20 protein-coding genes are annotated in these 22,567 nt (G+C 65.1%); 12 read left to right on the plus strand and 8 right to left on the minus strand.

Annotated elements, in window-relative coordinates; genetic code table 11:
* Positions 1-15 precede the first annotated feature (15 nt).
* The gene (locus HNQ40_RS05735; protein ID WP_184676922.1) at positions 16-1,131 is read right to left on the minus strand and encodes a mannose-1-phosphate guanylyltransferase; all 1,116 of its coding nucleotides are present in this window, start codon (positions 1,129-1,131) and stop codon (positions 16-18) included.
* A 96-nt stretch (positions 1,132-1,227) separates the two neighbouring features.
* Between HNQ40_RS05735 and HNQ40_RS05740 the strand changes: the two genes are divergently transcribed.
* From HNQ40_RS05740 to HNQ40_RS05755, 4 genes are all read left to right on the plus strand, one after another.
* Positions 1,228-1,692: a ferritin-like domain-containing protein gene (locus tag HNQ40_RS05740; RefSeq protein WP_184676923.1), complete on the plus strand. Its 465-nt coding sequence runs from the start codon at positions 1,228-1,230 to the stop codon at positions 1,690-1,692.
* Between the two features lie 94 nt (positions 1,693-1,786).
* A complete protein-coding gene (locus HNQ40_RS05745; protein WP_184676924.1) occupies positions 1,787-2,566 on the plus strand; it encodes a Bax inhibitor-1/YccA family protein in 780 nt (259 codons plus the stop codon).
* Positions 2,567-2,648: 82 nt separating this feature from the next.
* Entirely contained in the window at positions 2,649-3,053 is a 405-nt protein-coding gene (locus HNQ40_RS05750) for a globin domain-containing protein (RefSeq protein ID WP_184676925.1), read from the plus strand.
* A gap of 188 nt (positions 3,054-3,241) precedes the next feature.
* Positions 3,242-4,276, plus strand: a complete 1,035-nt coding sequence (locus tag HNQ40_RS05755; RefSeq protein WP_184676926.1) for an AEC family transporter — start codon at positions 3,242-3,244, stop codon at positions 4,274-4,276.
* Positions 4,277-4,357: 81 nt separating this feature from the next.
* Here HNQ40_RS05755 and HNQ40_RS05760 read toward each other — a convergent pair whose 3' ends face one another.
* Positions 4,358-5,407 carry an aldo/keto reductase gene (locus tag HNQ40_RS05760; protein WP_184676927.1) on the minus strand — a complete coding sequence of 350 codons (1,050 nt, stop codon included), beginning with the start codon at positions 5,405-5,407 and terminating at the stop codon, positions 4,358-4,360.
* Positions 5,408-5,593: 186 nt separating this feature from the next.
* Here HNQ40_RS05760 and HNQ40_RS05765 point away from each other — a divergent pair, with 186 nt between their 5' ends.
* The gene (locus HNQ40_RS05765) at positions 5,594-6,082 is read left to right on the plus strand and encodes a hypothetical protein (protein ID WP_184676928.1); all 489 of its coding nucleotides are present in this window, start codon (positions 5,594-5,596) and stop codon (positions 6,080-6,082) included.
* A 170-nt stretch (positions 6,083-6,252) separates the two neighbouring features.
* On the opposite strand, the gene HNQ40_RS05770 is transcribed toward HNQ40_RS05765, so the two are convergent.
* Positions 6,253-7,002 (minus strand): type II CAAX endopeptidase family protein, encoded by a 750-nt coding sequence (locus HNQ40_RS05770; protein WP_184676929.1) that lies wholly within the window; start codon positions 7,000-7,002, stop codon positions 6,253-6,255.
* A gap of 113 nt (positions 7,003-7,115) precedes the next feature.
* Between HNQ40_RS05770 and HNQ40_RS05775 the strand changes: the two genes are divergently transcribed.
* A complete protein-coding gene (locus HNQ40_RS05775) occupies positions 7,116-7,427 on the plus strand; it encodes an HPF/RaiA family ribosome-associated protein (RefSeq protein ID WP_184676930.1) in 312 nt (103 codons plus the stop codon).
* A 167-nt stretch (positions 7,428-7,594) separates the two neighbouring features.
* Here HNQ40_RS05775 and mamK read toward each other — a convergent pair whose 3' ends face one another.
* Positions 7,595-8,656, minus strand: coding sequence for a MamK family actin-like protein (mamK, locus tag HNQ40_RS05780; RefSeq protein ID WP_184676931.1), 1,062 nt, complete (start codon positions 8,654-8,656; stop codon positions 7,595-7,597).
* Positions 8,657-8,769: 113 nt separating this feature from the next.
* The gene (locus HNQ40_RS05785; RefSeq protein ID WP_184676932.1) at positions 8,770-9,519 is read right to left on the minus strand and encodes a hypothetical protein; all 750 of its coding nucleotides are present in this window, start codon (positions 9,517-9,519) and stop codon (positions 8,770-8,772) included.
* A 291-nt stretch (positions 9,520-9,810) separates the two neighbouring features.
* Here HNQ40_RS05785 and cls point away from each other — a divergent pair, with 291 nt between their 5' ends.
* Both cls and HNQ40_RS05795 read left to right on the plus strand, forming a co-directional pair.
* Positions 9,811-11,334, plus strand: coding sequence for a cardiolipin synthase (gene cls / locus HNQ40_RS05790; RefSeq protein ID WP_184676933.1), 1,524 nt, complete (start codon positions 9,811-9,813; stop codon positions 11,332-11,334).
* An 89-nt stretch (positions 11,335-11,423) separates the two neighbouring features.
* Positions 11,424-13,025 (plus strand): RNA polymerase sigma factor, encoded by a 1,602-nt coding sequence (locus HNQ40_RS05795; RefSeq protein WP_184676934.1) that lies wholly within the window; start codon positions 11,424-11,426, stop codon positions 13,023-13,025.
* A gap of 6 nt (positions 13,026-13,031) precedes the next feature.
* On the opposite strand, the gene HNQ40_RS05800 is transcribed toward HNQ40_RS05795, so the two are convergent.
* Entirely contained in the window at positions 13,032-13,949 is a 918-nt protein-coding gene (locus tag HNQ40_RS05800) for a hypothetical protein (RefSeq protein ID WP_184676935.1), read from the minus strand.
* Positions 13,950-14,172: 223 nt separating this feature from the next.
* On the opposite strand from HNQ40_RS05800, the gene HNQ40_RS05805 reads away from it, so the two are divergent.
* Complete coding sequence (locus HNQ40_RS05805; protein WP_221435395.1) at positions 14,173-14,826, plus strand: hypothetical protein; 654 nt, start codon at positions 14,173-14,175, stop codon at positions 14,824-14,826.
* Between the two features lie 82 nt (positions 14,827-14,908).
* Entirely contained in the window at positions 14,909-15,139 is a 231-nt protein-coding gene (locus HNQ40_RS05810) for an amphi-Trp domain-containing protein (protein WP_184676937.1), read from the plus strand.
* A gap of 40 nt (positions 15,140-15,179) precedes the next feature.
* Here the strand turns inward: HNQ40_RS05810 and HNQ40_RS05815 are convergent, their stop codons facing one another.
* Together HNQ40_RS05815 and HNQ40_RS05820 are read right to left on the minus strand one after the other, a co-directional pair.
* Positions 15,180-16,562 (minus strand): family 16 glycosylhydrolase, encoded by a 1,383-nt coding sequence (locus HNQ40_RS05815; RefSeq protein ID WP_184676938.1) that lies wholly within the window; start codon positions 16,560-16,562, stop codon positions 15,180-15,182.
* Positions 16,563-16,665: 103 nt separating this feature from the next.
* Positions 16,666-18,843, minus strand: a complete 2,178-nt coding sequence (locus tag HNQ40_RS05820) for a DEAD/DEAH box helicase (RefSeq protein ID WP_184676939.1) — start codon at positions 18,841-18,843, stop codon at positions 16,666-16,668.
* A 165-nt stretch (positions 18,844-19,008) separates the two neighbouring features.
* Between HNQ40_RS05820 and HNQ40_RS05825 the strand changes: the two genes are divergently transcribed.
* Together HNQ40_RS05825 and HNQ40_RS05830 are read left to right on the plus strand one after the other, a co-directional pair.
* The gene (locus HNQ40_RS05825; RefSeq protein WP_184676940.1) at positions 19,009-20,079 is read left to right on the plus strand and encodes a type IV pilus twitching motility protein PilT; all 1,071 of its coding nucleotides are present in this window, start codon (positions 19,009-19,011) and stop codon (positions 20,077-20,079) included.
* A 35-nt stretch (positions 20,080-20,114) separates the two neighbouring features.
* A complete protein-coding gene (locus tag HNQ40_RS05830) occupies positions 20,115-22,553 on the plus strand; it encodes a hypothetical protein (protein WP_184676941.1) in 2,439 nt (812 codons plus the stop codon).
* Positions 22,554-22,567: the final 14 nt, after the last annotated feature.

Consider the following 22,567-nt stretch of genomic DNA (forward strand, 5'->3'; position numbering starts at 1 on the left):
ACGGCTAAATTAAACTCATAGATAATCTTCGCCGATCTGCTCACCCACCAACCCGTGCAACTGCTTGATCTTCTCCGCGTGGTCCTTGTGACAGACCAGCGTCGACTCGGGCGTGTGGATCACGATCAGGTCTTCGCAGCCCAGCGTGGTGATGAGGTGTCTGGGGTCGCTGGTCGCGGCGAGGACGTTGTTGCTCTCGACATGCACAGTCCGGCCGCCGGATGAGGCGTTGCCGTCACCATCTTTCTCCAGCGTGTCGGCGAAGCTCGGCCAGCTGCCGACGTCGAGCCAGCTCAGCGGCATGGGCACCGCGGCGACGGTCATCGACTCGTCGGCCGAGGCGGGCTCCATCACGGCGTAATCCACACTGACCTTCTCCAGCGTCGGGTACACCTCGGCCAGCTTCGCGTCGCGCTCGGGGGTGTCCCAGTTTTTGCCGAGGTCGTCGAGCTTGGCGAAGTTTTCCGGAGCATACTTCTCGATGCAACCCATCACAGCCGAGGCCTGCCACACGAACATGCCCGAGTTCCAGAGGTACTTCTCGGGGCCCGCGGCGAAGTAGCCGTCCGCAATGTCCGCGGCGGGTTTTTCTTTGAATTGGTCGACCACGAACCCGCCGCCGTCGATCGCGTCGCCGAGCTGGAGGTAGCCGTAGCCCGTGGCGGCGTGGGTGGGGGCGATGCCGAAGGTGACGAGCGTCTTGTCGCTGGCCTCGGCGAGCTGGAAGCCCTGGTCGACGATCTTCAAGAGGTCCTCGACCGGCTCGATGATGTGGTCGGCGGTGAAGATCGCGACCGTGGCGTCCGGGTCCTTGTGCTTCAGGACGCTGCAGCCCAGGCCCACGGCGTTGAGCGTGTCGCGGCCCATCGGCTCGCTGATGAAGCGGTCCTCGGTCAGGCCGGGCAGTTTGTCGAGCATGACCTGCTTGGTCGATTCCCCCGCACAGACGTAGATCTGCTCGGCGGGGAGCAGGCCTTCGAGGCGCTCCATGGCGATCTGAAGCAGCGATCGGCCGCCCTGGCCCTGCTCGTCCGAGCCGACGAAGGGGATGAGCTGCTTGGGGAGCTCCTTGGTGGACATCGGCCAGAGACGAGTGCCCGAACCGCCAGCGATAATCAGTGCGTATCTCATGCCGACGAAGATACCCGGCCCGCCCCCGGCCTGCCGAACCGGGGCTAAAATCTTTCGTAATACTCACACAAACCCCTCACCCCAACGGGATTACCCATGGACGACAACCAACGTCAGACCATCGTCGACCTGCTCCGCATCAGCTACAACATGGAGATCGAGACCGTCGCCAACTACCTGGCCAACTCGATCCATCTCGACGGCTTCAAGGCCAAGCACATCAAGGACGCCCTCGCGGCCGACATCCAGGAAGAACTGACTCACGCCACGCAACTCGCCCAGCGGATCAAGGTCCTCGAGGGCCGGGTGCCCGGCTCGCAGGAGCTCAGCATGGCCCAGACCTCGCTCCAGCCGCCCGAGAACCAGCTGGATGTGCTGTCGGTGATCCACGGCGTGATCGACGCCGAGCAAGGCGCGATCGACCAGTACCAGACCATCATCGAGGCGACCGACGGCATCGACCCGGTGACCCAAGACCTTTGCATCGCGCTCAAGGGCGACGAAGAGGAGCACCGCCGGCTGTTCAAGGGCTTCCTCGCCGAGATGCTCGCCGACCAGTAAACCCGCCCCCTATTCCGCTTGTCCGGCCGACCCCGGGCCCGCTACGATATCCCTCAGACCTGCACCCACCCTTTTCCTCCGGGACACCCCAACTATGTTCAGCAGCAACCCCACCCTGAATGACGACACCTTCCGCAACCAGGCCGTCGATGTGTACGACGCCGAGAAACCCGACGTGATGACCGTGCAGGGCGCGGTCAACAAGACGCTGATCCTCCTGGCGATCTGCGTCGGCACCTCGGTCTTCTCGTGGAGCGCCGCGAGCTCTGGCGCTTCGTACACGATGCCCATGGCCCTGGGCGGAGCGATCGGCGGGTTCATCGTCGCGCTCATCACGATGTTCAAGCCGCGCTGGTCGCCCTTCACCTCGCCGATCTACGCCCTGCTCCAGGGCCTGTTCCTCGGAGCGATCTCGTACATCTACGAAGCCTCGTTCGGTGCCCAGCAGACCAGCGGCGGCCTGCCGCTGAACGGCATCGTCGTGCAGGCCGTGGGTTGCACCCTGGGGGTCGCGGCGTCGATGCTGATCCTCTACAGCTTCCGCATCATCAAGGTGACCGAGAAACTCCGGGCGGGCATCATCATGGCGGTCACCGGCGTGATGCTGTTTTACCTCGTCTCAATCGTCCTCAGCCTCTTCGGTATCGGCCAGTCGATCCTCCACGGCACCGGCCCGCTGTCCATCGGCATCAGCCTGCTCATCGTGGGGATCGCCGCGTTCAGCCTGCTGCTCGACTTCGACCTCATCGAACGCGGTGCCCAGCAAGGCGCCCCGGACTACATGGAGTGGTACGCGGGCTTCGGCCTCCTGGTCACGCTGATCTGGCTGTACCTCGAGATGCTGCGTCTGCTGGCCAAGCTGAAGAACCGCTGAGCCCAGCCTTTCCGACCACCCCACGCTTGCGGCGGACCGATTTTGATCGTTCTGCCGCAAGCGTTTTTGTTTGAGACCCGCGATGAACACCACGCCGCCCACCCCCGACGTCGACCCGTTCGGCTCGCTGTACACCCGCATCGGCGAAGACGGGTTTGCCCGACTCGTCGCGGGGTTCTATGAGCGGGTGAAGGCCGACGACATCCTCGGGCCGATGTATCCCAAGAACGATTGGGAGGGGGCCGAGCAGCGGCTGCGCGACTTTCTGGTGCAACGCTTCGGCGGCCCGACGCGGTATTCCGATCAGCGTGGCCACCCGCGGCTGAGGATGCGGCACATGCCGTTTGCGATCGACCAGGCGGCGCGGGACCGCTGGACCCAGTTGATGGGCCAGTCGCTGGCCGAGGCCGATCTGCCCGAAGACACCCACGCCCCGCTGACGCAGTTCTTCGACCAGGTCGCGACGTTCATGATGAACCGCAGCTGAGGACCGGTGGCTCCAAGGCGATCTTCCATTCCCCTCCCTTGAGGGAGGGGTTAGGGGAGGGTGCGGCGCCTCTCGAAACCGCGGCACGCTCGTAAACCCAGAGCACACGTCACCCCCACCCGGCCTCCCCCTCAAGGGGGAGGAGTAGAACCAACCTATCCGCGAACCAACCCGCTACACTCCCGCCCATGGACGAATGGCTGAATGTGCTCGCCGCGACGCTGGCGGTGTTCGGCGTGGTCGGGCTCGGGGGCCTGCTCCGCCGAGTCAACTGGCTGACCGAAGAGGCCGACGCCTCGCTGCTAAAGGTGGTGGTGCGCGTGCTCGTGCCCTGCCTGATCCTGCGCAGCGTCGTGGGCAACCCCTCGCTCGATGAAGCAAACAACGTCTGGCTGCCGCCGGTCGTAGGGTTCGGGGTCACCGCGTTGTCCTTCGGCATCAGCGGGCTGTTCGCCTGGATGCTGGGGCCGAAGATCGGACTCAAGAGCCCCGCAGCGCGGCGGACGTTTGCCCTCGCGGTCGGCCTGCACAACTACGGCTACCTGCCCATCCCGCTCGCCGAGTCGCTCTACGGCCCGGGCGACCCGATGCTCGGCGTGCTCTTCGTCAACAACGTCGGCGTCGACCTGGCGATGTGGACCCTGGGCATCGCGGTGGTGAGCGGCTCGCTGGGGTTGTCCGGGCTGCGTCGCATGCTCAACGGCCCATCGATCGCGCTGGTCGTGGCGCTCGGGCTGCATATGGTCGATGCGCGGTCGTGGTGGCCCGGGGCCACGGGCTTCATCTGGCAGGGCATCGATTGGCTGGCGAGCTGCGCGATCCCCGTGGCGCTGCTCTTGATCGGCGCGACGATGGTGGATGCGCTGGGCGGGCTCCGCCGTACGAAGGTCGACGGCGGCGCACTCGGCCGAGCGGGCGCGATCATCACGACCGGCTGCATCCTGCGCTTGGGCTTGCTACCGATGATGTTCCTCGGCCTCGCCGTGGCCTTGGGGAGCTCGGGGCTAATCGGCTCGCACCTGCCCGGCGGCGGCGCAAGCGTCGAGCTCCAACGCGTCATGCTCCTGCACAGCGCGATGCCCTCGGCCATCTTCCCGATCCTGCTCGCCCGCCACTTCGGCGGCCACCCCCCCACCGCCACGATCATCGCGCTGTCGACCTCCGCCCTGAGCCTCCTCACTATGCCCATCTGGCTCGCCGTCGGACGGCAGTTCGTGTCTTAGTGGCTGTTTACGGGGTGCAGGGGCAGAGCCCCTGCCGCTCGCCGCGCAGGCGACCCGACAGCCAAAAAAACATCGCCGCGTTTAAACCCTGTCTTTGTAGAACTCCGTATCCGGCCCCGCAAACTCCGATGCCTTGTCGATCAACGCCAGCCGGTGCTCTTCGGTCAGGTCCACGTGAGCCCGGGCCAACGCCGCGTTCTCCCGCACCATCTCCGGCGACATCATGCCGCTGATGATCGTGCTCACCGGCAGCGACCACACAAAACCCAACGCCTCGGCCAGCGTCATCTTCTCGGGCACCACCTTCGGCGCAACCCTGTTCTTCCGTCCCCAGCCCTCGTTCTTACCGACGATCTGACCGAACGCCAGCGTCTTCATCGCCAAGACGCCGTAGTCGCGCTCGACCAGCGCGGGCAGGACTTCCAGGATGAAGCTTTCGTAGCTCGGGTCGACCACGTTCATGGGCATCTGCACCGTGTCGAATTCCACGCCCATCGCGTCGAGGCGTTTGAGCATGTGCAGGTGGGCGCGGTGCGTGTCGTGGCCGGTGAACCCGAGGTGGCGGATCTTGCCTTCCTCGCGGGCCTTGAGCAGGACATCGACGACCCCCGCGTCGATACGTTGATCGACGTCCTCGGGGCTGGCGATGTGGTGGACCTGCATCAGGTCGATCACATCCACCTTCATCCGGCTGCGGCACTCGTCCATGTCGCGCTCGGCCTGCTTCCGGGTGGTCGCCTGGGTCTTGGACATGAGGTAGATCACGTCGCGGTACTTGGGCGTGAGGAACTGGCCGAAGCGGCGCTCCGCCTCGCCGTTGCCGTACTGCTGGGCGTTGTCGAAGAAGCGCACGCCCTCTTCCATCGCGCTTTCGATGATGGCCTGGGCCTCTTTCATCGAGATGCGTCCGCGGTATTCGATGTGCGAGCCGCCGAGGCCCAGCGTGGTCACCCATTCGTTGGTGCGTCCCATCCGCCGCATCGGCAGGAGCTTGCCCAGCCGGTCTTCGGTGGGCGGGCTGGCCATCGCCGCCGCTCCGGCTTGTGCCTCGCCCGCCAAAGCGGGTCGGCCGATCGCCAAACCCGCGGTCACTCCCATCAGGGACCGTAAAAAATCGCGTCGATCAAACATACTTTGATCTTACGCGTCGCCGCGGTTCGGGGAACCCTGATTTATCGGAATTTCACAGAGATGCGGGAACGCGGGCCCCGGAACCTATCCCGCATAACCCGCATCAAGCGCTCAAGCCGACCCCGGATCTTCCCGATGCAACCAAGGATCGCTTTCCCTGTTTTCCCCGCGACAAGAGAGACCACCATGCCCCGACGCACCCTGAAGAAGAAGACCGCCGAACCGGTTGCCGCCGTTCCCGCCGAAGCCCCCGCCGTGCCCACGCCGCCGATGACCGACGGCGCGGCCCTCATGGCCGACCTCGAACAGCACTGCGTCTCCCTGCAGAACTGGCACAAGAGCGCCACCGCCACGCTGGAGACCCGTGAGCAGCAGCTCAACGACCACGCCGAGCAGCTCGCCACCCGCCAGGAAGCGATGGCCCGGACCCACGCCCAGCTGAACGCCGAGCTCGAACAGCTCGCCCAGGCTCAGTCGCAGGTCGAGAACGACCGTGCCGAGGTCGCCGAGATGCGCAGCGAACTCGAAGCCGAGTGGACCGCGTTGCGTAACCTGCGTGACGCCCAGGCCAAGCTCGGCCGCGAGCTCGACGCCGAGCGTCAACGGCTCAACCGCCGCGCGTTCAAAATCACCACGCCCGCCGTCGGCCAGAGCCCCAAGCTCAAAGCCGCGTAAGACGGTTGATCGTGCGATGGCGGTTTATCCCCCTCCCTTGAGGGAGGGGTTAGGGGAGGGTGTGAAACCTTGCCCTCAACCGCGGCATTATCACAGGCCATGCACCCTCCCCCGGCCCCTCCCTCAAGGGAGGGGAGTAAGGCAACCAACACATTCGGAAGCTTCCGTGCTCAGCCCCCCGCCGAGCGGAGCATCTCCCGTGCTTCGGGCGGCAGGCTGCCGTACAGGAACATCAGCCCGTAGCCCACGGTGAAGACCCAGCAGCCGTAGAGCGCGTGCTCGATGGACGACAGCAGCATCGAGCCGCTTCGGCGATAGGTCTGCGCAAACATCACGCCCCCGACCAGCGTCGCCACCACCGCGAACCAGTTCAGCATTACCACGTGCACCCACCCGAACGCCACCGCCGAGGCCGCGACCATGCCCACGCCCGTCCCAAACAACGAACGGTAGCGGTGGAAGAAAAACGCCCGCCACACCACGTTCTGCAACAGCACCGACACGATCGGGTACCCCACCATCACCGCCACCCAGATCCACGGCTTGTACCGGGGCAGCATCCACATCTCCGGCGGAAACTTCAGCCCCCAAATCTCTTTACCCAGACACACTTGCAACAGCCCCGCCAACACTGCGGCCAACACCGCAAAACGTCCCAGGATGAAAAGCAGGTCCGCCCGGCGGATCACCTTCGCGTTCCAGAGCTGCCGACGGTCGAACGACGGGTCGCGACGCAGCAGCCAGAGACACGTCAACGCCATCACCACCAGCAGCGGGATCAACGGCACCTTGATCGGCACAAATGCGATCAACGCGGGCAGCACAAGGAACACCGCCGACATCTCCACGGCCAGCCACGGCGTCTTGCCAGATAGCTGCGGCGAAACCGTTTCGGAAACAGCGGGGCTCTCGGTCGACATACCGATAAGCCTATGCCTGAAATGCAAAAATTACCACGCGGATTTCCGATCCCGCGTCGCTGCCGTTCGTACGATTCACAGTTCCATTCCCCCTTTCATTAAAGGAGAACCTCATGATCGTGCAAGTGAACGCAGGCGACATCCAATCCAGCCAGGCCCTGATCGATTCGGCCACCGAATCCGTCACCTCGGCCCTACGCCACGTCGCAGACCGCGTCACCCGGGTTGAGGTCCACCTCCGCGACGACAACGCCAGCAAATCCGCGTCAGACGACAAGCGCGTCACAATGGAGGCCCGCATCGCCGGGCAGCAGCCGTTCGCCGTCGACCACGCCAGCGACGATCTGTACAAGTCCATCAGCGAAGCCGCCGGCAAGCTCGGCCGTGCCGTGAAGACCCGCCTCGAGCGGATCGCCGCGGCCTGACATTCCCACACCTCTTACTCAATCACGGCCGAGTTCATCGCACCACGATCGAACCCCGGCCGTGATTTTTTTGCGCCCGGCCGTGAGAACGACCGACGCGATCGCTTCGTAAAAAAGCCCGGCCGTCGAAACGGCAGGGCTTTTGAGATTCTGGGTTGTCGGCAGGTTTACTTGAGCTGCTGCCAGTAGCTCGGGGGCATGTCGAGCGCCAGTTGCAGCGCGCCGTTCGCACCAGCGTACATCGGCTCTTCGACAACGGTGACGCTGCCGCCGCCGACGCGGTCGAGCTTGTCTTCGATCGCCTTGTTCAGGCCGTCCATCAGGCCACCACCACCCGAGAGGATGATGTTGCCGCGGAGGGTGTCCTGGAACTCGGGGTCGAAGGTGGCGATCAGCTTGTGGATCGCTTCGACGATCGGATCGACCAGGATGGTACAAGCCTCGCGGACGATGTCGGTGACGTCGTGCGGGGTGGGCTTACCGTTGACCGGGAACTCGACTTCGATCTTGTCCTTGGCGTGGTGGACGTAGCCGAACTTCTCCTTCATCCGCTTGATCATGTTGATCGTGACCTGGGCGTTGGGATAGTTCTTGTTGATGAGTTCCATCATCTTCTTGTCGACAGCGTCACCGGCGACGTTCAGCGAGATCTGGTCGTCGGCCGAGGGCACGGTGCCGTGCATGCGGCAGAGGTCGGTCGTACCCGCACCGATGTCGACCACGAGCACGTCGCTGATCCGGTCCAGGCCGTAGGCCACACAGAACGGCTCGGTGACGATCATGACCGAGTCGAAGATGCCTTTGGTCGATTCGATGATGGCTTCTTTGTTCTTGTCCGAAGCTTCGGACGGCACGCCGACGACGCCGTAGAGCGCTTGGCCGCGGCCGGGCTCGATCATCTCGACGAGGTAGTTGATCAGCTCGCGGGCGGCTTCCATGTTGCGGTCGCCTTCCTTGTCGACCTGGATCACACCTTCCGCCAGCGGGCGGTAGAGGTCCAGCGACATGCGGTTGTCCAGGGCGGTCTTGCCGAAGATGATCTCCTGGCCGCCGAACTTCTTGAGCGACACCGCGTCCTTGGGCCAACCGACGTAGGACTCAACGGTTTTGCGGACGCCCGAGGCGCTGGCGATCGACGATCGGCTGGTGCCAAGGTCGATGCCGAAGTACAGCGCGTTCTCAGCGGCGACGCTGTCGTCTTGGGGGGCGGAAACGGTGTCTTTACTCATCGGAGCTACTCCTAATCGATGGGCCGACGCAGGGGACGGTCGGGCCGGGGGTTGTCGGAAATACCGTAGGGCTTTCGCGGGGAAGTTTCGAATCTTTGGGTGTTATCGGCGGTTTAGGACGACGCCTTGGGGTCCGGGGATTTTTCCTTAGTGCCGCGTTGCAGCTTGAGGTTGCTCTCAAAGATCTCCAGCAGGACCTTGTCGTTCTTGGGGTCTTTGACCGCCTTGATCATGTCGCCGCGGGTGCTGTGGTCGGCCGATCCGCCGCCCCAGCCGCCGCCACGGCGCATGGCCATGGTGAGCTGGGCCATCGACTTCTCCATGGTCATGACGACCTTGTTGAGCCGATTGATCTGGTCTTCCATCGCCACCTGTTGGGGCGAGAGTTCGCTGGTGAGGTTGTTGTTGTCGCCGAACATCTTGCCCAGCGCTTCTTCAACCCGTTCGAGGGTCTGGTCGCGGTCGTCCTTGCCGGATACCGATTGCTGCAGCGCCTTGGTCACGACGTTCATGACGCGTTGGCGGATCTTGTCGCGGTCGATGACGCGGACCTTCTGCCCGCGGTAACGCCGCCAGAGGTCGTCCACATTGACTTGCGTGGAGCTGGTATCGAGCGCCGAGTCGATCGCGCTGGTGAATTCATCGGGGGCGCCGCCTTCGCCTGGGGCCGCACCGGGTTGCCCCGCGGGGGCCTGGCCGCCGGGCGTGGTGAAGTCGCCCATGCGGGGGTCTTCACGCATCGCCTCGCAGACGATGCCGTTGTCGGCCATCAGGTCATAGGCCTGATCGACCGTGGGGGCCTCGACGTGGCCCTCCACCGCTTTGCCGGTCTCGCGCAGTAGTCCTCTAAATCGATATCGCACAGCTTGAATGATCCTAAGGACAGAAAACGCCCCGCGAACAGTTTCATCGGGTGCCTAACGCCCCATCATCACCCTCAACCCCCGAAACCGTCAACCGAAGCCCGCCCGCTGGCCGATAATCATTGGAATCCACACAACCGTAAGTTGCTGTGGACAATGGCCTTTCGACGCTGCCCGGCGCCCCGCACCCGGGGCCGCAAAGTTTATTGAGGTTCCAACACCGCAAAGCCTCCGCCCCGCGCCCGGCTGCACTAGGCTGTGTTGAACCACTCGCCCCGTCCGAGCCCCCTGATGCCGCTACCGCTGCTGCTCGCCGAGATCGCCGACTACGCCGACGAGGCCACCCTCGTGGCGAACCTGATCTTCATCGCAGACCTGGTCATCCGCGTCGGGCTCTCGGTACGGGTCGTGATGCGTCGGCATTCGGTCGGCGTCTCGCTGTCCTGGCTCACGCTGATCCTGCTCATCCCGTTCGTCGGTGCGGGCATCTACCTCATCCTCGGCGAAAACCGCTTGGGCTCTCGCCGGGCTCAAGCCACCGTGCAGCTGCACAACGCCTTCGCCGGCTGGCGCTCCGAGCTGCGCGAGCAGCGGCCCCAGCCCGATTGGGAAGCGCTGCCCGTCGACGCCCAGCCGATCCACCGCCAGGCGACACGCGTCTCGGGCATGCCCGCCCTGCCCGGCAACCAGTTGGACCTGTACGACGACTCCCACGATGCGCTCGAAGCCATGGCCCGAGACATCGACGCGGCGCAAAACCGCGTGCACCTGGAGTTCTACATCTGGGCGGACGGCGGAGACGTGGACCTCATCGCCGACGCCCTGATCCGCGCCGCCGAGCGCGGCGTGACCTGCCGTATCCTGGTCGATGCGGTCGGCAGCAAGACCTTCCTCCGCCGATCCCCAAAACTCAAAGCGATGCGCAGCGCCGGGGTGCAGATTGTCGCGTCGCTGCCCGCGGGCTTGTTCCGGGCGATCTTCCGTCGGCTGGACCTACGCAACCACCGCAAGCTGCTGATCGTCGATGACCACATCGGCTACACCGGATCGCTGAACATGATCGACCCCAACACCTTCAAACAAGACGCGGGCGTCGGCAAGTGGATCGACGCGATGGTGCGCGTCCAGGGCCCGGCCGTCGAGGCGCTGGGCATGACCTTCCTCGAAGACTGGCAGCTCGAAACTCAGGAAGACCTGGGACAACTGGGTCGCGGCTCCGGGGCGGTTGTTCCCTCTGATGAGGACACGACAGGCGTCATGAAGCCCGGCGCGTCGGTCCAGGCGGTGCCGTCGGGCCCGTCGCTCAACCCCGAGTCGATCCACCGCCTGCTCATCGGCGCGATCTACGCCGCCCGCGAATCGATCACGCTGACCACGCCCTACTTCGTCCCCGACGAGGCGCTGCTCATCGCGCTGACCTCCGCCGCGGCGCGTGGCGTCGACACGCTGATCATCCTGCCGAAGGAGAACGACTCGTTCCTCGTGCGTCACGCCAGCAACGCCTACCTCGGCGACCTGCTCCAGGCCGGGGTGAAAGTCGCCCAGTACCGCGACGGCCTCTTGCACACCAAATCCGTCACCATCGACTCCCACCTCGCCGCCTTCGGCACGGTCAACCTCGACATGCGCTCGTTCTACCTCAACTTCGAGCTCACCCTGTTCATCTACGACACCAACTTCTCACGCAAACTCACCAGCCTCCAGCAGTCCTACCTCATGAACTGCAACATGGCCAGCCTCGACGACTGGAAGAACCGCCCCCTCCGCACCCGCCTCCTCGACAACACCGCCCGCCTGCTCGGCCCGTTGCTCTGACCGCCCGGGGCGTGAGACTTTTTCTGCCGAATATCGTTACGCCGTTGCAGCACATCGCCCGCCCGATCCGTCATGACTGTAGACACACCATGACGACACCCGATCCAACCAGTCTCATCCATCGTTTCCGCAACCACGGCGACACCGAGGCGTTCGGCACGCTCTTGTCGCTTTACGATCAGCCGATGTACGCCACCGCGTTCTCGATCCTCCGCAACGACGCGGATGCGAACGACGCGGTTCAGGACGCGGCGATCCGGGCGATGCAGAACCTCGACGCCCTGGCCGACCCGCAGCGTTTCGGCGGCTGGCTGATGCGGATTGTGTTCGGCTGCAGCATCGACCGCCTGCGTACCCGGCGAGACACGCTCTCGCTGGACCACGACAACGCGAGTGAACCGCTCGCCGCGACCCACCGGCCCGGCGACCACCTCGATGCCCGTGAGTGGGCCGAGCAGCTTAATCGCGCCCTGGACCAACTCCCCCCGCGCTACCGTGCCCCCCTGCTGCTGTTCCACCTCGACGGGCTCAGCACCCAACAGGTCGCGCAGCACCTGGACATCCCCGCCGGAACCGCCCGCTCTCTGCTCAGCCGTGCCCGCGGCCGGCTCAGCGATCTGTTCCCCGACACCACTGAAGGCATCCCCGACATGGCCCACGACATCTTTCGCGAACAACAGGCATCCAACAGCCTTGTCGCTCAAGCCGAGCTCGGCTGCCTGCATGTGATGAACGGCGACGCGGCCGCGGACCAACTCCGCCAAGCCGAGCCGCCCGACCCGATCGTCGTCTGGTCCGACATCCTTCACGAAGGCCCCACGCCGGTCCGCGTCTCGCCGGACGCCTGGCGTCAGACCCGGGCCGAACACCTCGCTGCCATGGGCTTCGGCGACGCCGTTGGCATCCAAAAACACATGGCGGCAGCCGACGCCGCACTCGCCAACCCGGGCGACGGAAGGGAACGGGTTTTCTGGTTTGAACACGACCTGTACGACCAGCTGCTGCTGATCCGCCACCTCCACTGGCTCGCGCAGCACGACCCCGCGACGCGTTCGCGGGTGAGCCTGATCTGCATCGGCGAATTCCCCGGCATCCCGCGTTTCCTCGGCCTGGGCCAACTCCAACCCGACCAGATCATCTCGCTGCTCGACACCCGCCTGCCCCTCACTGCCGACCACATCGAACTCGGGCAGCGCGTCTGGGAAGACTTCTGCAGCTGCGATCCCCAGCAACTTCGGAGCTGGCTCGACCGAGACACCGCGCACTTGCCCTTCCTCGACGCAGCGCTTCGGCGTCACTTCCAACAATACCCCTCCACCTTCAACGGCCTGGGCCTCACCGAACAACTCCTGCTCGAAGAACTGCAAGCCGAATCGCTCACCGCATCCGAACTCTTTGCCAAAACTCAAGCGCGCGAGGCCGCCCCGTTCCTCGGCGACGCGGTGGTGTATCACTACCTCCAACGCTTGGTCGATGCGCCGACACCGCCGATGGTGATGGCCGCGGGAGATGAACGCGTGACGGCGGACACCCGACTCGAGCTGACCGATTTCGGGCGCCAACTTCTGTCCGGTGAAGCGGATTTCATCAAGGCCAACGGCATCGATCGCTGGTTCGGCGGCGTCCACTTGACCATGGACCAAACCGAGTGGCGGTGGGATAACGCGTTGTGCACGCTGGTGCGGGTCTGAGCCGCGTTAGTTCGCTTCGACCCGCAGCCGAAGCTGCCAACGTTTTTCTTCTTGCGGCTGCAGAAAAACATCATCGCGTGGGGCGTGGGCGATGGCGTCGCTCAGGCGGCCGTAGGGCGCGTTGGTGGGTTCGATCGCCAGGTGCTGGTAGCCCTGCCACCCGCCGCGGTCCAGCCAGATCCCCAGCGTGTTCAACCACTCGCCCGCCTCAAACGCCATCGTCAACACGCCGACGCCCGGCTCCTCCATGCTCGCCTCGACCGTCTGGCCCCGCTGCGCATCAAGCGGGTAAAAGAGCTTCGTGCAGCTGCCCTCGGGGAAGCTGGCGCCGTCGAAGCTGAGGCCCGGCGAGAGGTCGGGGAACGCCACCTCCTGGCCATCCTCCAACGGCATCCCGACCGCCGCCTCGACTTCACCCAAGCAACCCGCGAGCCGCGGAATCCGCAGCCGTGTCCTTGGCGTGAGGGTGAACAACGGGTGAATGCACCACAACACCGGCACCTCGGCGTCCGTCGGGTTCTGCAGCGCGTAATCCAGCAACACGGTGTCGCCCTCGACCTGCAGGCTGCGCGAAAAGACCAACGCCCCCGCGCAGAGCTCGACCCGCATCGCGATGCGCTCTGGCCCACCCGGATCTTGCGGAAGCACTTCCCACGGCTTGCTCCACGCCTCGCCGTGGTCGGCCAAGGGCGAGCCGCCGACTTCGCACGGCGCCACCGTCGGGATGCACTCGTCGATCCCCGTCATCATGCTGTCCTCGAACGCATCGTTGGGGTCGTTGGCGAACAACGCCGCCTCGCGGTCGGCCGACCACAACCATTCGTAGCCGTTGCGCTGGTCGCGGATCGAAATGATCTTCCCGCCGAGCTCGGGCACCACCTCAATACGCAGGGGGCCGCTTTCAATCACTTGGGTCTGAAACATACGGGTCTCGATTCGCGGGGGTATGGCTACAGCTCGGGGACAAGCACGACAACATACCAACCACACCCGGTCGAGCCACACAGCAGGCACAACCGTCACAACCCCTACCCCGCCCAAGCCCGATCTCCCGGACCCCGCTTTTCCCTTGCCGACCGCGACGCGTGGAGCATGTTTATCGCATTCCACCTTCTTACCGGAGCCCGCTATGTTTTTCCGCTCGTCGATGATCGCAGCCACCCTCACCGCCGCCGTCCTGTCCTCGGCCGCGCACGCCGCGAGCGTGCCCGCCGGCAGCCAACTCATCGACACCCTCTTCACGGCCAACGGCGGCAGCGGACAAGTCGTCGACTACGACACCCTCCGCGTCGAGATCGGCTTCGCTCAACCCGGCAACGCGATCATCAACGTGCTGGGCCCGATGGACGGCACCCTGTTTACCAACCGCCAGCTCACCACCGATGACGACGGCACCCGTCTCGTCGCCACCGCCGACAACGACCCCGGGTTCAACGACTTTGTCGCCGCCCTGACCCAGCCCGCCGGCCGGGTGGTCAACTCCCGCCTCACCGCGCTGCCCGACCAGCAACCCGATTTTTTCCTGGCCAACTTCGCCAAAGAACTGCCCGCCTCGGCCCAGGCGATCGATTGGTCGGACTGGCAGATCGACGCGGTCGAGCTGGTGATCAAGGAAATCGAGATCGCCCCCGTCCAGTTCAACCGCGACGCGTCGGGCACCACCGTCTTCCTGCAACAGGAAGTCAACGTCTTCGGCCGGGCCGCGGTCCAGGCCGTGCCCACCCCCACCGCCGCCGCGGCCGGGCTCGGGTTGATCGGACTGATGGCCGGCCGACGCCGTAAGACGTCCGACGAAGACTAATCCACCGCATGACATTCACACAACGCTGACACGGCGGGTTTATCGTTCGCGGGTCCTTAATCACCCCAACGAGAAACCCGCCATGTCTGATGTTGAGAAAGCCGACCGCGACCTCGAAAAAACCTACCCCATCGATCAGTTCATCGCCAAGCTCCGCCGCCTGGCCGACGACCTGGAAGCGGGTGAGCAGTTCGAGATCCAGATCGCCGGTGAACGCATCTACGTCCCCGTCCGCGCGACGTACAACATCGAACACGAGCGCGAAGACGGCAACGAAGAGATCGAGTTCCAGATCAAGTGGAGCGCCGAGTAAGCCGCGATCTGCGATTAATCACTGCTGTACCACGCGACACTTATTCCGCAATTTCGAACACGAGTTGGGACACGTTGCCGACCACGCCGGCCGCGCTACCCTCGGGCATCGTCAGGCGCAGGACCTGTGCACCCTGCTCGAGTTCGACCACGCCCAGCGACACCGTCTGCCAGTTCTGCCAGTCGCCGGTGTCGGGGATCACGGCCGCCTCGCCGATCGGTTGGCCGTTCAGGTCGAGTTGGAGCACGCCGCCCGGGCCTTTGCACGCCACGTGTGCGGTGACTTGGTACTTGCCCGCCTGCTGAACATCGAGGTCGTAAGCCAACCACTCCCCGGGTGATGTCCAGCCCACGCTGAAGTCCACGCCCTCCTGCGAGCAGTAGCCCAGGTCCACGCCTTCGCTCTGCCGGAACGCGCCGCTGCCCTGGTTGGCGGCGTCGGCGTCGTGATAGCCCACGCCTTCGCCGCCCGGACGGAAGTGCGCCGCCTGCACCACACCCGGAATCGGCTTGGGCTCCAGCACCGCTTCGAGCTTGGCCTGCTCGACCAGGATGTGGTTGGCTTTACGCGCTTCGTGATACGCCGCCAGCTCGGCGTCGTCGTACGCTAGGTTCTGATCCCGGTACACCCGCACGTAATCAATCAGCATCTGCTGAGGGAACTGTGTCGTCTCGTCCGGGTAGCCCGGCCAGGCCCCGCCCACGGCAATATTCAGAATCACGAAGTGCGGGACTTCAAACGCCCACTCGTTCAACCCCGCGTCTTCGGGGGTCCGCGTGTGATACAGCTCGCCGTCGACGTACCAACGGATTTCCTTGGGCTCCCACTCCACCGCGTACACGTGGAAGCCGTCCGCAAACGAGCCGCCGTCGGCGAGGTGGTACGAACCCTGCAGGCCCGCCCCGGCGGAGTAGCCCGGGCCGTGCAATGTGCCGTGAACTTCGTGGGGCTTGTGGCCGAGCAGTTCCATGATGTCGATCTCGCCGCACGCCGGCCAACCTTCGCTGGTGATCGTGTCGCCCAACATCCAGAACGCCGGCCAAATCCCTTGGCCCTCGGGCAGTTTCAATCGGCCCTCGATCCGACCGTAGCGCTGCGAGAAAATCCCCTGCGTCTTGATCCGTGCAGAGGTGAACTCCGCCGCGATGCCGTCCTCGCCCGTTCGGTTTTCCCGACGCGCTTCGATGATGAGCATGCCGTTGCCGTCGTAAAACGCGTTGTCGTTGCCTGGCGTGTAGGTCTGGGGTTCCTGGTTGCCCCACCCCCAGCCGCCGATGTCGTGCACCCACTTCGCCGGGTCGGGCGCTGCGCCCTGTTCGCCATCGCCTTCCTCCGCGAAGACGAGTTCCCAAGCGGGGCCGTCCTGCACCTGAGCACAGCCCACCAGCGCAAGCATCCACAAACAACATCCCAATCGCAGCATCGATCGATTCCTGAATTCGAGAAATGAAAAATAGACGTAAGTATGCTAGCCGACCCGCGGGGGCGGATTCAATCCAGACGCAGGCCGAACTTAGCGTGGGCGGCTACTTCCGGCGGAGGCCTTTGTTTTTGCGGATGGGCTTGCCGCCGCCGCCCGCAAAGGGGGCCGGGGCGAGCGAGTGCCCGCCGTCGGAATTCTTGGTTTTGGACTTCTTCTTCACGCCGCCGCCGGGCTTGCCCGCGAGTTTCTTGCCCGCCTTGGCTTTGTGCTTGGGCTTGAATTTGTTGGGCTTGAACTTCTTGTCCGATGGGCTGTCGGCCGAAGGATTGAACTTGCCCTTGGGTTTGAACTTGGTCTTACCCTTGGGCTTCTTCGGGGCGGGCGTGGCGTCGGATGGCGCATGGCCTCCCGACGGCTTGGGCTTGTGGGGGCGCGGGTGGTGCTTGATCGGCTGGTGGCGCTTGGTGGGCGCGTGCGCGGGGCCGGTGTGGGTGACCTCGTCGCGCGGGGCCGAGGCGAGCTTGATGCGCAGCGGCTTGCCGAGCACGGTGGTGCGCTGCAGCAGGTCGTAGACGTTGCTGGGCATGCCCTCGGGCAGTTCGAGCGTGCTGTAGGAATCGAAGATGCGGATCTTGTTGATGTCCTGGCCGTCGAGGCCGGTCTCGTTGGCGATCGCGCCGACCAGGTGACCCGCACGTACACCATCGGCCCGACCGACCGCCACGCGGTACAGCTCGCCGCCCCCGCCAATCGGCGCACGCGGCGCGGGACGGTCCGAACGGTCGAAGCGCGGCTTCTCCGAACGGGGCGCATCGCGTCGCGGCCGATCGGGCGAACTGCTGGGTGCGCTGCCCGACGGCGCACGGGTGCCGCCGAGCACAGACGCCATCGCCGGGCCCACGAGGAACGCCGCGACATCCGCCGCGTCGCGCCCCGTCTCCTCACAGATCGCATCGATGAAGCCACGCAGCTTCGGCGGCTTGGGCGCTTCGTCTTCGCCCTCACCCGACGGCTTGCGGGTCAGGCGTTCCTTGAGCTGATCGCCGAAGCGCTCGAGCTGGATCGCGTGCACATCCGCGGCGGTGGGCAGCAGCATCTTCTCGATCGGCTTGCCGGTCGCTCGTTCGATGTTGATCAGCAGTCGGCGTTGGCGGTTCTCCACGAATAGGATCGCCTCGCCCGTCCGGCCCGCGCGTCCCGTCCGGCCGATGCGGTGGATGTACGCCTCCGAGTCCTCGGGCACGTCGAAGTTGAACACGTGAGAGATGCTCTCGACATCGATCCCCCGCGCCGCGACGTCCGTCGCCACCACGAGTTTTAATCGGCCCTTGCGTAGCGCCTCGATCGTCCGCTCCCGCTGGGCCTGGGGCACGTCGCCCGACAGCGGCGCGGCGGGGAAGCCCGCATCTTCGAGTGAGCGGGCCAGTTCGGACGTCGCCGAACGAGTGCGCACGAACACGATCGCAGCGTCGACCGGCTCGGTCGCCAGCAATCGACACAACGCCTCGACCTTACGCACACCCTCGACCCGCCAGTAGCGCTGCCGCACGGTGTCGGCCGTCTTGCTCCCGCCCTGGATCGTGATCCGTTCGGGGTTCTCCAATTGCTTCTCGGCGATCTTCTTGATCGCGTGGGGCATCGTCGCGCTGAAGAGCGCGACCTGCCGGCCGGGCGGGGTCTCGCTGAGGACCCACTCGACGTCTTCCACGAAACCCATCCGCAGCATCTCGTCGGCCTCGTCCAACACGAGGGTGCGCACGTTCGACACGTCCAGCGTGCCGCGGCGCATGTGGTCCATGATCCGGCCCGGCGTGCCGACAACGACATCCACGCCGCGCTGCAGCGGGATCGCCTGGCCACGGAAGTCGGCCCCGCCGTACACCGCGAGCACGCGCACCTTCTTCATCTTGCGGGAGTAGCGGGCGAAGTTGTCGGCCACTTGGATCGCCAGCTCACGCGTTGGCGCGAGGATAAGCGCCTTGGGGCCTTTGGACTTCTTGCCGTCTTCGTCACCCGATTCTTGCGCGGCAGCAAGTTGGCCGAGGATCGGCAGCGCGAACGCCGCGGTCTTGCCGGTGCCCGTCTGGGCCTGGCCGATCACGTCACGGCCCTCCAAGAGGAACGGGATGATCGCCGCCTGGATCGGCGAAGGGGTCTCGTAGCCGTCCTCGGCCAGCGCGGCCTGGACCGCCTCGGGCAGGGCGAGGTCGGCAAAGCGGACGGAGGTCGCCGCGTCGTCCCCGGCGTCGGGGGCGGGCGTGGGTTCAGATTCAGAAGTCATACGGGTCGTCGCGTGGGGGTGGGGTGGGGCTGCGTCGGGCGTCAGCCAATCCAACAGGGTACCGCAATCCGCGCCAAATCTCCATGACCCCATACGCTCCGCTCGCCCCAGGCTTTATCATGCGTGCTCCTCTCTGCTTCCCCCATTCTGACCGGAGCGCCCCGCATGAACCTCGACACCCTCCTCGCCGCCATGGCCGAGCACCAGGCCTCGGACCTGCACCTCCAGGTCGGCTCGCCGCCCATGGTCCGACTCAACGGCAAGCTCGTCGCCCTCCAACTCGACCCGCTCACCGACGAATCGCTCACCCAGCTCGTCGAGCCGATCCTCGACGACGGGCAGAAGGAGCGTTTCGAGGAGGACCGCGCGGTCGACCTGTCCTATGCCGTCGAGGGCCTGGCCCGCTTCCGCGTCGCGGTGTTCCACGAGAAGAGCCACCCCGCCGCGACCATCCGCCGGATCACCAGCGACGTGCCCACGGTCGAGAGCCTCAACCTCCCGCCCGTCGTCGAGGAGATCGCCTTGATCGAACGCGGCCTGGTCCTGGTCACCGGCACCACCGGCTCGGGTAAGTCCTCCACCCTCGCGGCGATGATGAACTACCTCAACCACAACCGCAGCAACCGCATCATCACCATCGAAGACCCCATCGAGTTCGTCCACGAACCCAAGAAGTCCCTCGTCGCCCAGCGCGAGGTCGGGCCCGACGCGTCGAGCTTCCTCGCGTCGCTGCGCGAAGCCCTGCGTCAAGACCCAGACGTCATCCTCATCGGCGAGCTGCGCGACCACACCACGATGGCCACCGCGCTCCAGGCCGCGGACACCGGACACGCCGTGTACTCCACGGTCCACACCACCACCGCCGCGCAGACCGTACAGCGCCTCATCGCGCTGTTCCCCCCCGCCGAGCGCGACCTGCTCTTGGTCCAACTCGCCACGAACCTCGAAGCGGTGATCAGCCAACGCCTCGCCCGGACGGTGGACGGCAAGGGACGCGTGCCCGTGGTCGAGGTGCTGCGGTCCAACTCGGCGGTGCGCAAGTTCATTCACGAAGGCCGGGCCGCCGACCTCAACGAGATCATCGAGCACCGCGAGAACGGCATGCAGACCTTCGACCAGCACCTGCTCGAGCTCTACACCGCCAAGACCATCTCCGGCACCGAAGCCCTCCGCCTCGCCTCGAACCCCGAAGCCGTGTCGATGGGCATGCGCAGCGCGCGGTTCAAGATGGTGTGACGACGACACACAAAATCTGTTTTAAGAAGTACACGATGAATCGACCGCCATTTGTTCCTCGCCTCGCTTCCTGCGTCCTTGCCTGCCTGCTGGCGTGTCCCAGTTCGGCCGACATCCCGCTGCTTGGGGATCGCGCTCCGCTGCCCCCGCTCCTTGATGGTGATTTCGAGGCCGTCCGTGCATCCTGGCGGGCGGGCAAGCAGTCTCCCCACTGGACGACACGAACGCTTCAGGGCAACACCAACATGGGGCTGCACGAAGGCGCGTTGTTCTCGATGAGTGCGTTGGGCATCGCCGAATCGGATGTGCTCGGCGCCAACCCGGACTACCCCACGCCCCGTGCCGGGGACACCCTCGATTGGAGCTTCGGGGCCGATCTCGAGTACATCAGCAACAGCACCCTCACCGTCAGCCTGGTCTTCGGTGAACACGAGCGCGTCCTCGCCGAGGACGTCGAGTTGCAGGGATCAGACAAACAAGTTGAACACTTCGAGGGGGCTTACACCGTCACCGAGGAAGACGCCGCCGCGGGTCTGCCGTTTGTGCGGGTCACGTTCCGCTCGGAGAAGAGCATCAAGCTGCTGCTGGAGTACGTGAACGTCAGCGTCCGCGCCCCCGAACGCGCGGGCCCCGATGTCGCTGCGAAAGTGGTTGACGATGGCATCGCGTTGAACTGGTCGGACCCCAACGCGCAGCCCAACAGCCAGTTCCGCATCTACCGCCAGGCCAACCCCCGCGAGGCCTATCAGCCGATCCACACCACATCATCGACCCGCTTTGTCGACCGCGATTTCATCCACGGCCTGAACTACCGCTACGTCGTCACCCGCCTGGGCGAACCCGAGTCTGCGGGGTCCGCCCCCGTAGTCATCGCCAAGGCCGATGCCCAGGCTCCCACCCCGCCGCGAGGTGTTCAGGCCGAGGTGTTCGACGCCGAGGTCAACGTGCGGTGGGATGCGCCGAGCGAACCGGACGTGGCGAGTTACACCGTCTACCGCGGCAACGCACAGGGACAGAGCCGCCAAGCGATCGCCCAGGGGCTCAACCGCCGATCGTTCATCGACTTCACCCCCGCCAAAGGCGTGAACAACACCTACGCCGTGGTGGCCACGGACCACAGTGGCAACGAAAGCCAACCCTCTGAGCCCATCACCGCTCGGGTCAAGACCGTCCCCGGTGCGTCCTTCAGCGATCTGATTCGGCCGATGCCGATCGTTGGCGAACTACGATCCGACCTCTGGGGGGCCGACTCGGTGCTGCCGCGTGATCCGTCCAACGGCATCGAGCACCCCGACTGGAGCTACTGGGGCGGGCGTCCGGTCAAGGACCACGACGGGCGGTACCACATGGTCGTCACCCGTTGGCCCGCCAACGCCACAAAGGGCCACTGGGAATGGCCGCACTCCACCGTCGCCCACGCGGTGTCGGACCACCCGGTCGGGCCGTACCGCGTCGAACGGGAGACCGCGTATGACTTCCGCAACGGCCTGGGACACAACCCCAACATCGTGCTGCTCAACGACGGCACGTACCTGCTCTACTCGCTGATCGATTGGAAGCCCACGATGCTGCATTCGACTTCGATGGCGGGGCCTTGGAAACGGCTGGGCGTGTTGACCTACGACGCCAGTGAATCGGGCGAGCCCGAGAAACTCCACTACCGCTTCGAGCGCAACCTCTCGGGCGTACATCTCAATGACGGCCGGTTCCTGTTCGTCACCAAGGCCGGGGCGATGATGGTCAGCGAAGACGCCAACCCGCTGGGCCCGTACAAGGTGCTCACCCGCCCGCTGCAGGGCAACCCGGTCGTCCCCGAGAAATACCGCAACTCCAACTACGAAGACCCGGTGCTGTGGAAGGACGAAGTCCAGTTCCACATGATCATCAACGCGTTCCTCGATTACCGCGCGATCTACCTGCGCTCGCCCGACGGCATCCACTGGATCTGCGACCCGGGTACCGCCTACACCCCCGGCGTCACCGCGTACGAAGACGGCACACGCACCAAGTGGTACAAGCTCGAACGGCCGCACATCCTCCAGGACGAGCACGGCCGAGCCACGCACCTCGCGCTCGCCGCGATCGATGTCCCCAAACGTCAGGACCTGGCCCGCGACAAACACAGCTCGAAGAACATGGTCTTGCCGCTGGTCGTCCACAAACGCTTAGCCATGCAACACACCGAGCCGATTACCGGTGAAACCACGCGGCTGGAAGTCTTGATCCGTTCTGAGCCGAGCTTCGATCCCTCGCGTGATCTCGATCTCGATTCGCTGCGCTTCGGCGCCTCGGCCGAGGTGAACTTCGGCCGAGGCGGTCGAGCCATCGAAAACATCCGCCACGATGATGGGATGCTTGTGGTGTTCGAGGATGCCGACGCCGGCCTGCTCGCCGAAGACTATGTAGGCAAGCTCCTCGGATTAACCAAAGACGGCAAACTGGTCATCGGCTTCGCCCGGCTGCCACAACGATGAGCGTTAAACCGCAG

It is taken from the genome of Algisphaera agarilytica (genome assembly GCF_014207595.1).
Classification (GTDB): Bacteria; Planctomycetota; Phycisphaerae; order Phycisphaerales; family Phycisphaeraceae; genus Algisphaera; species Algisphaera agarilytica.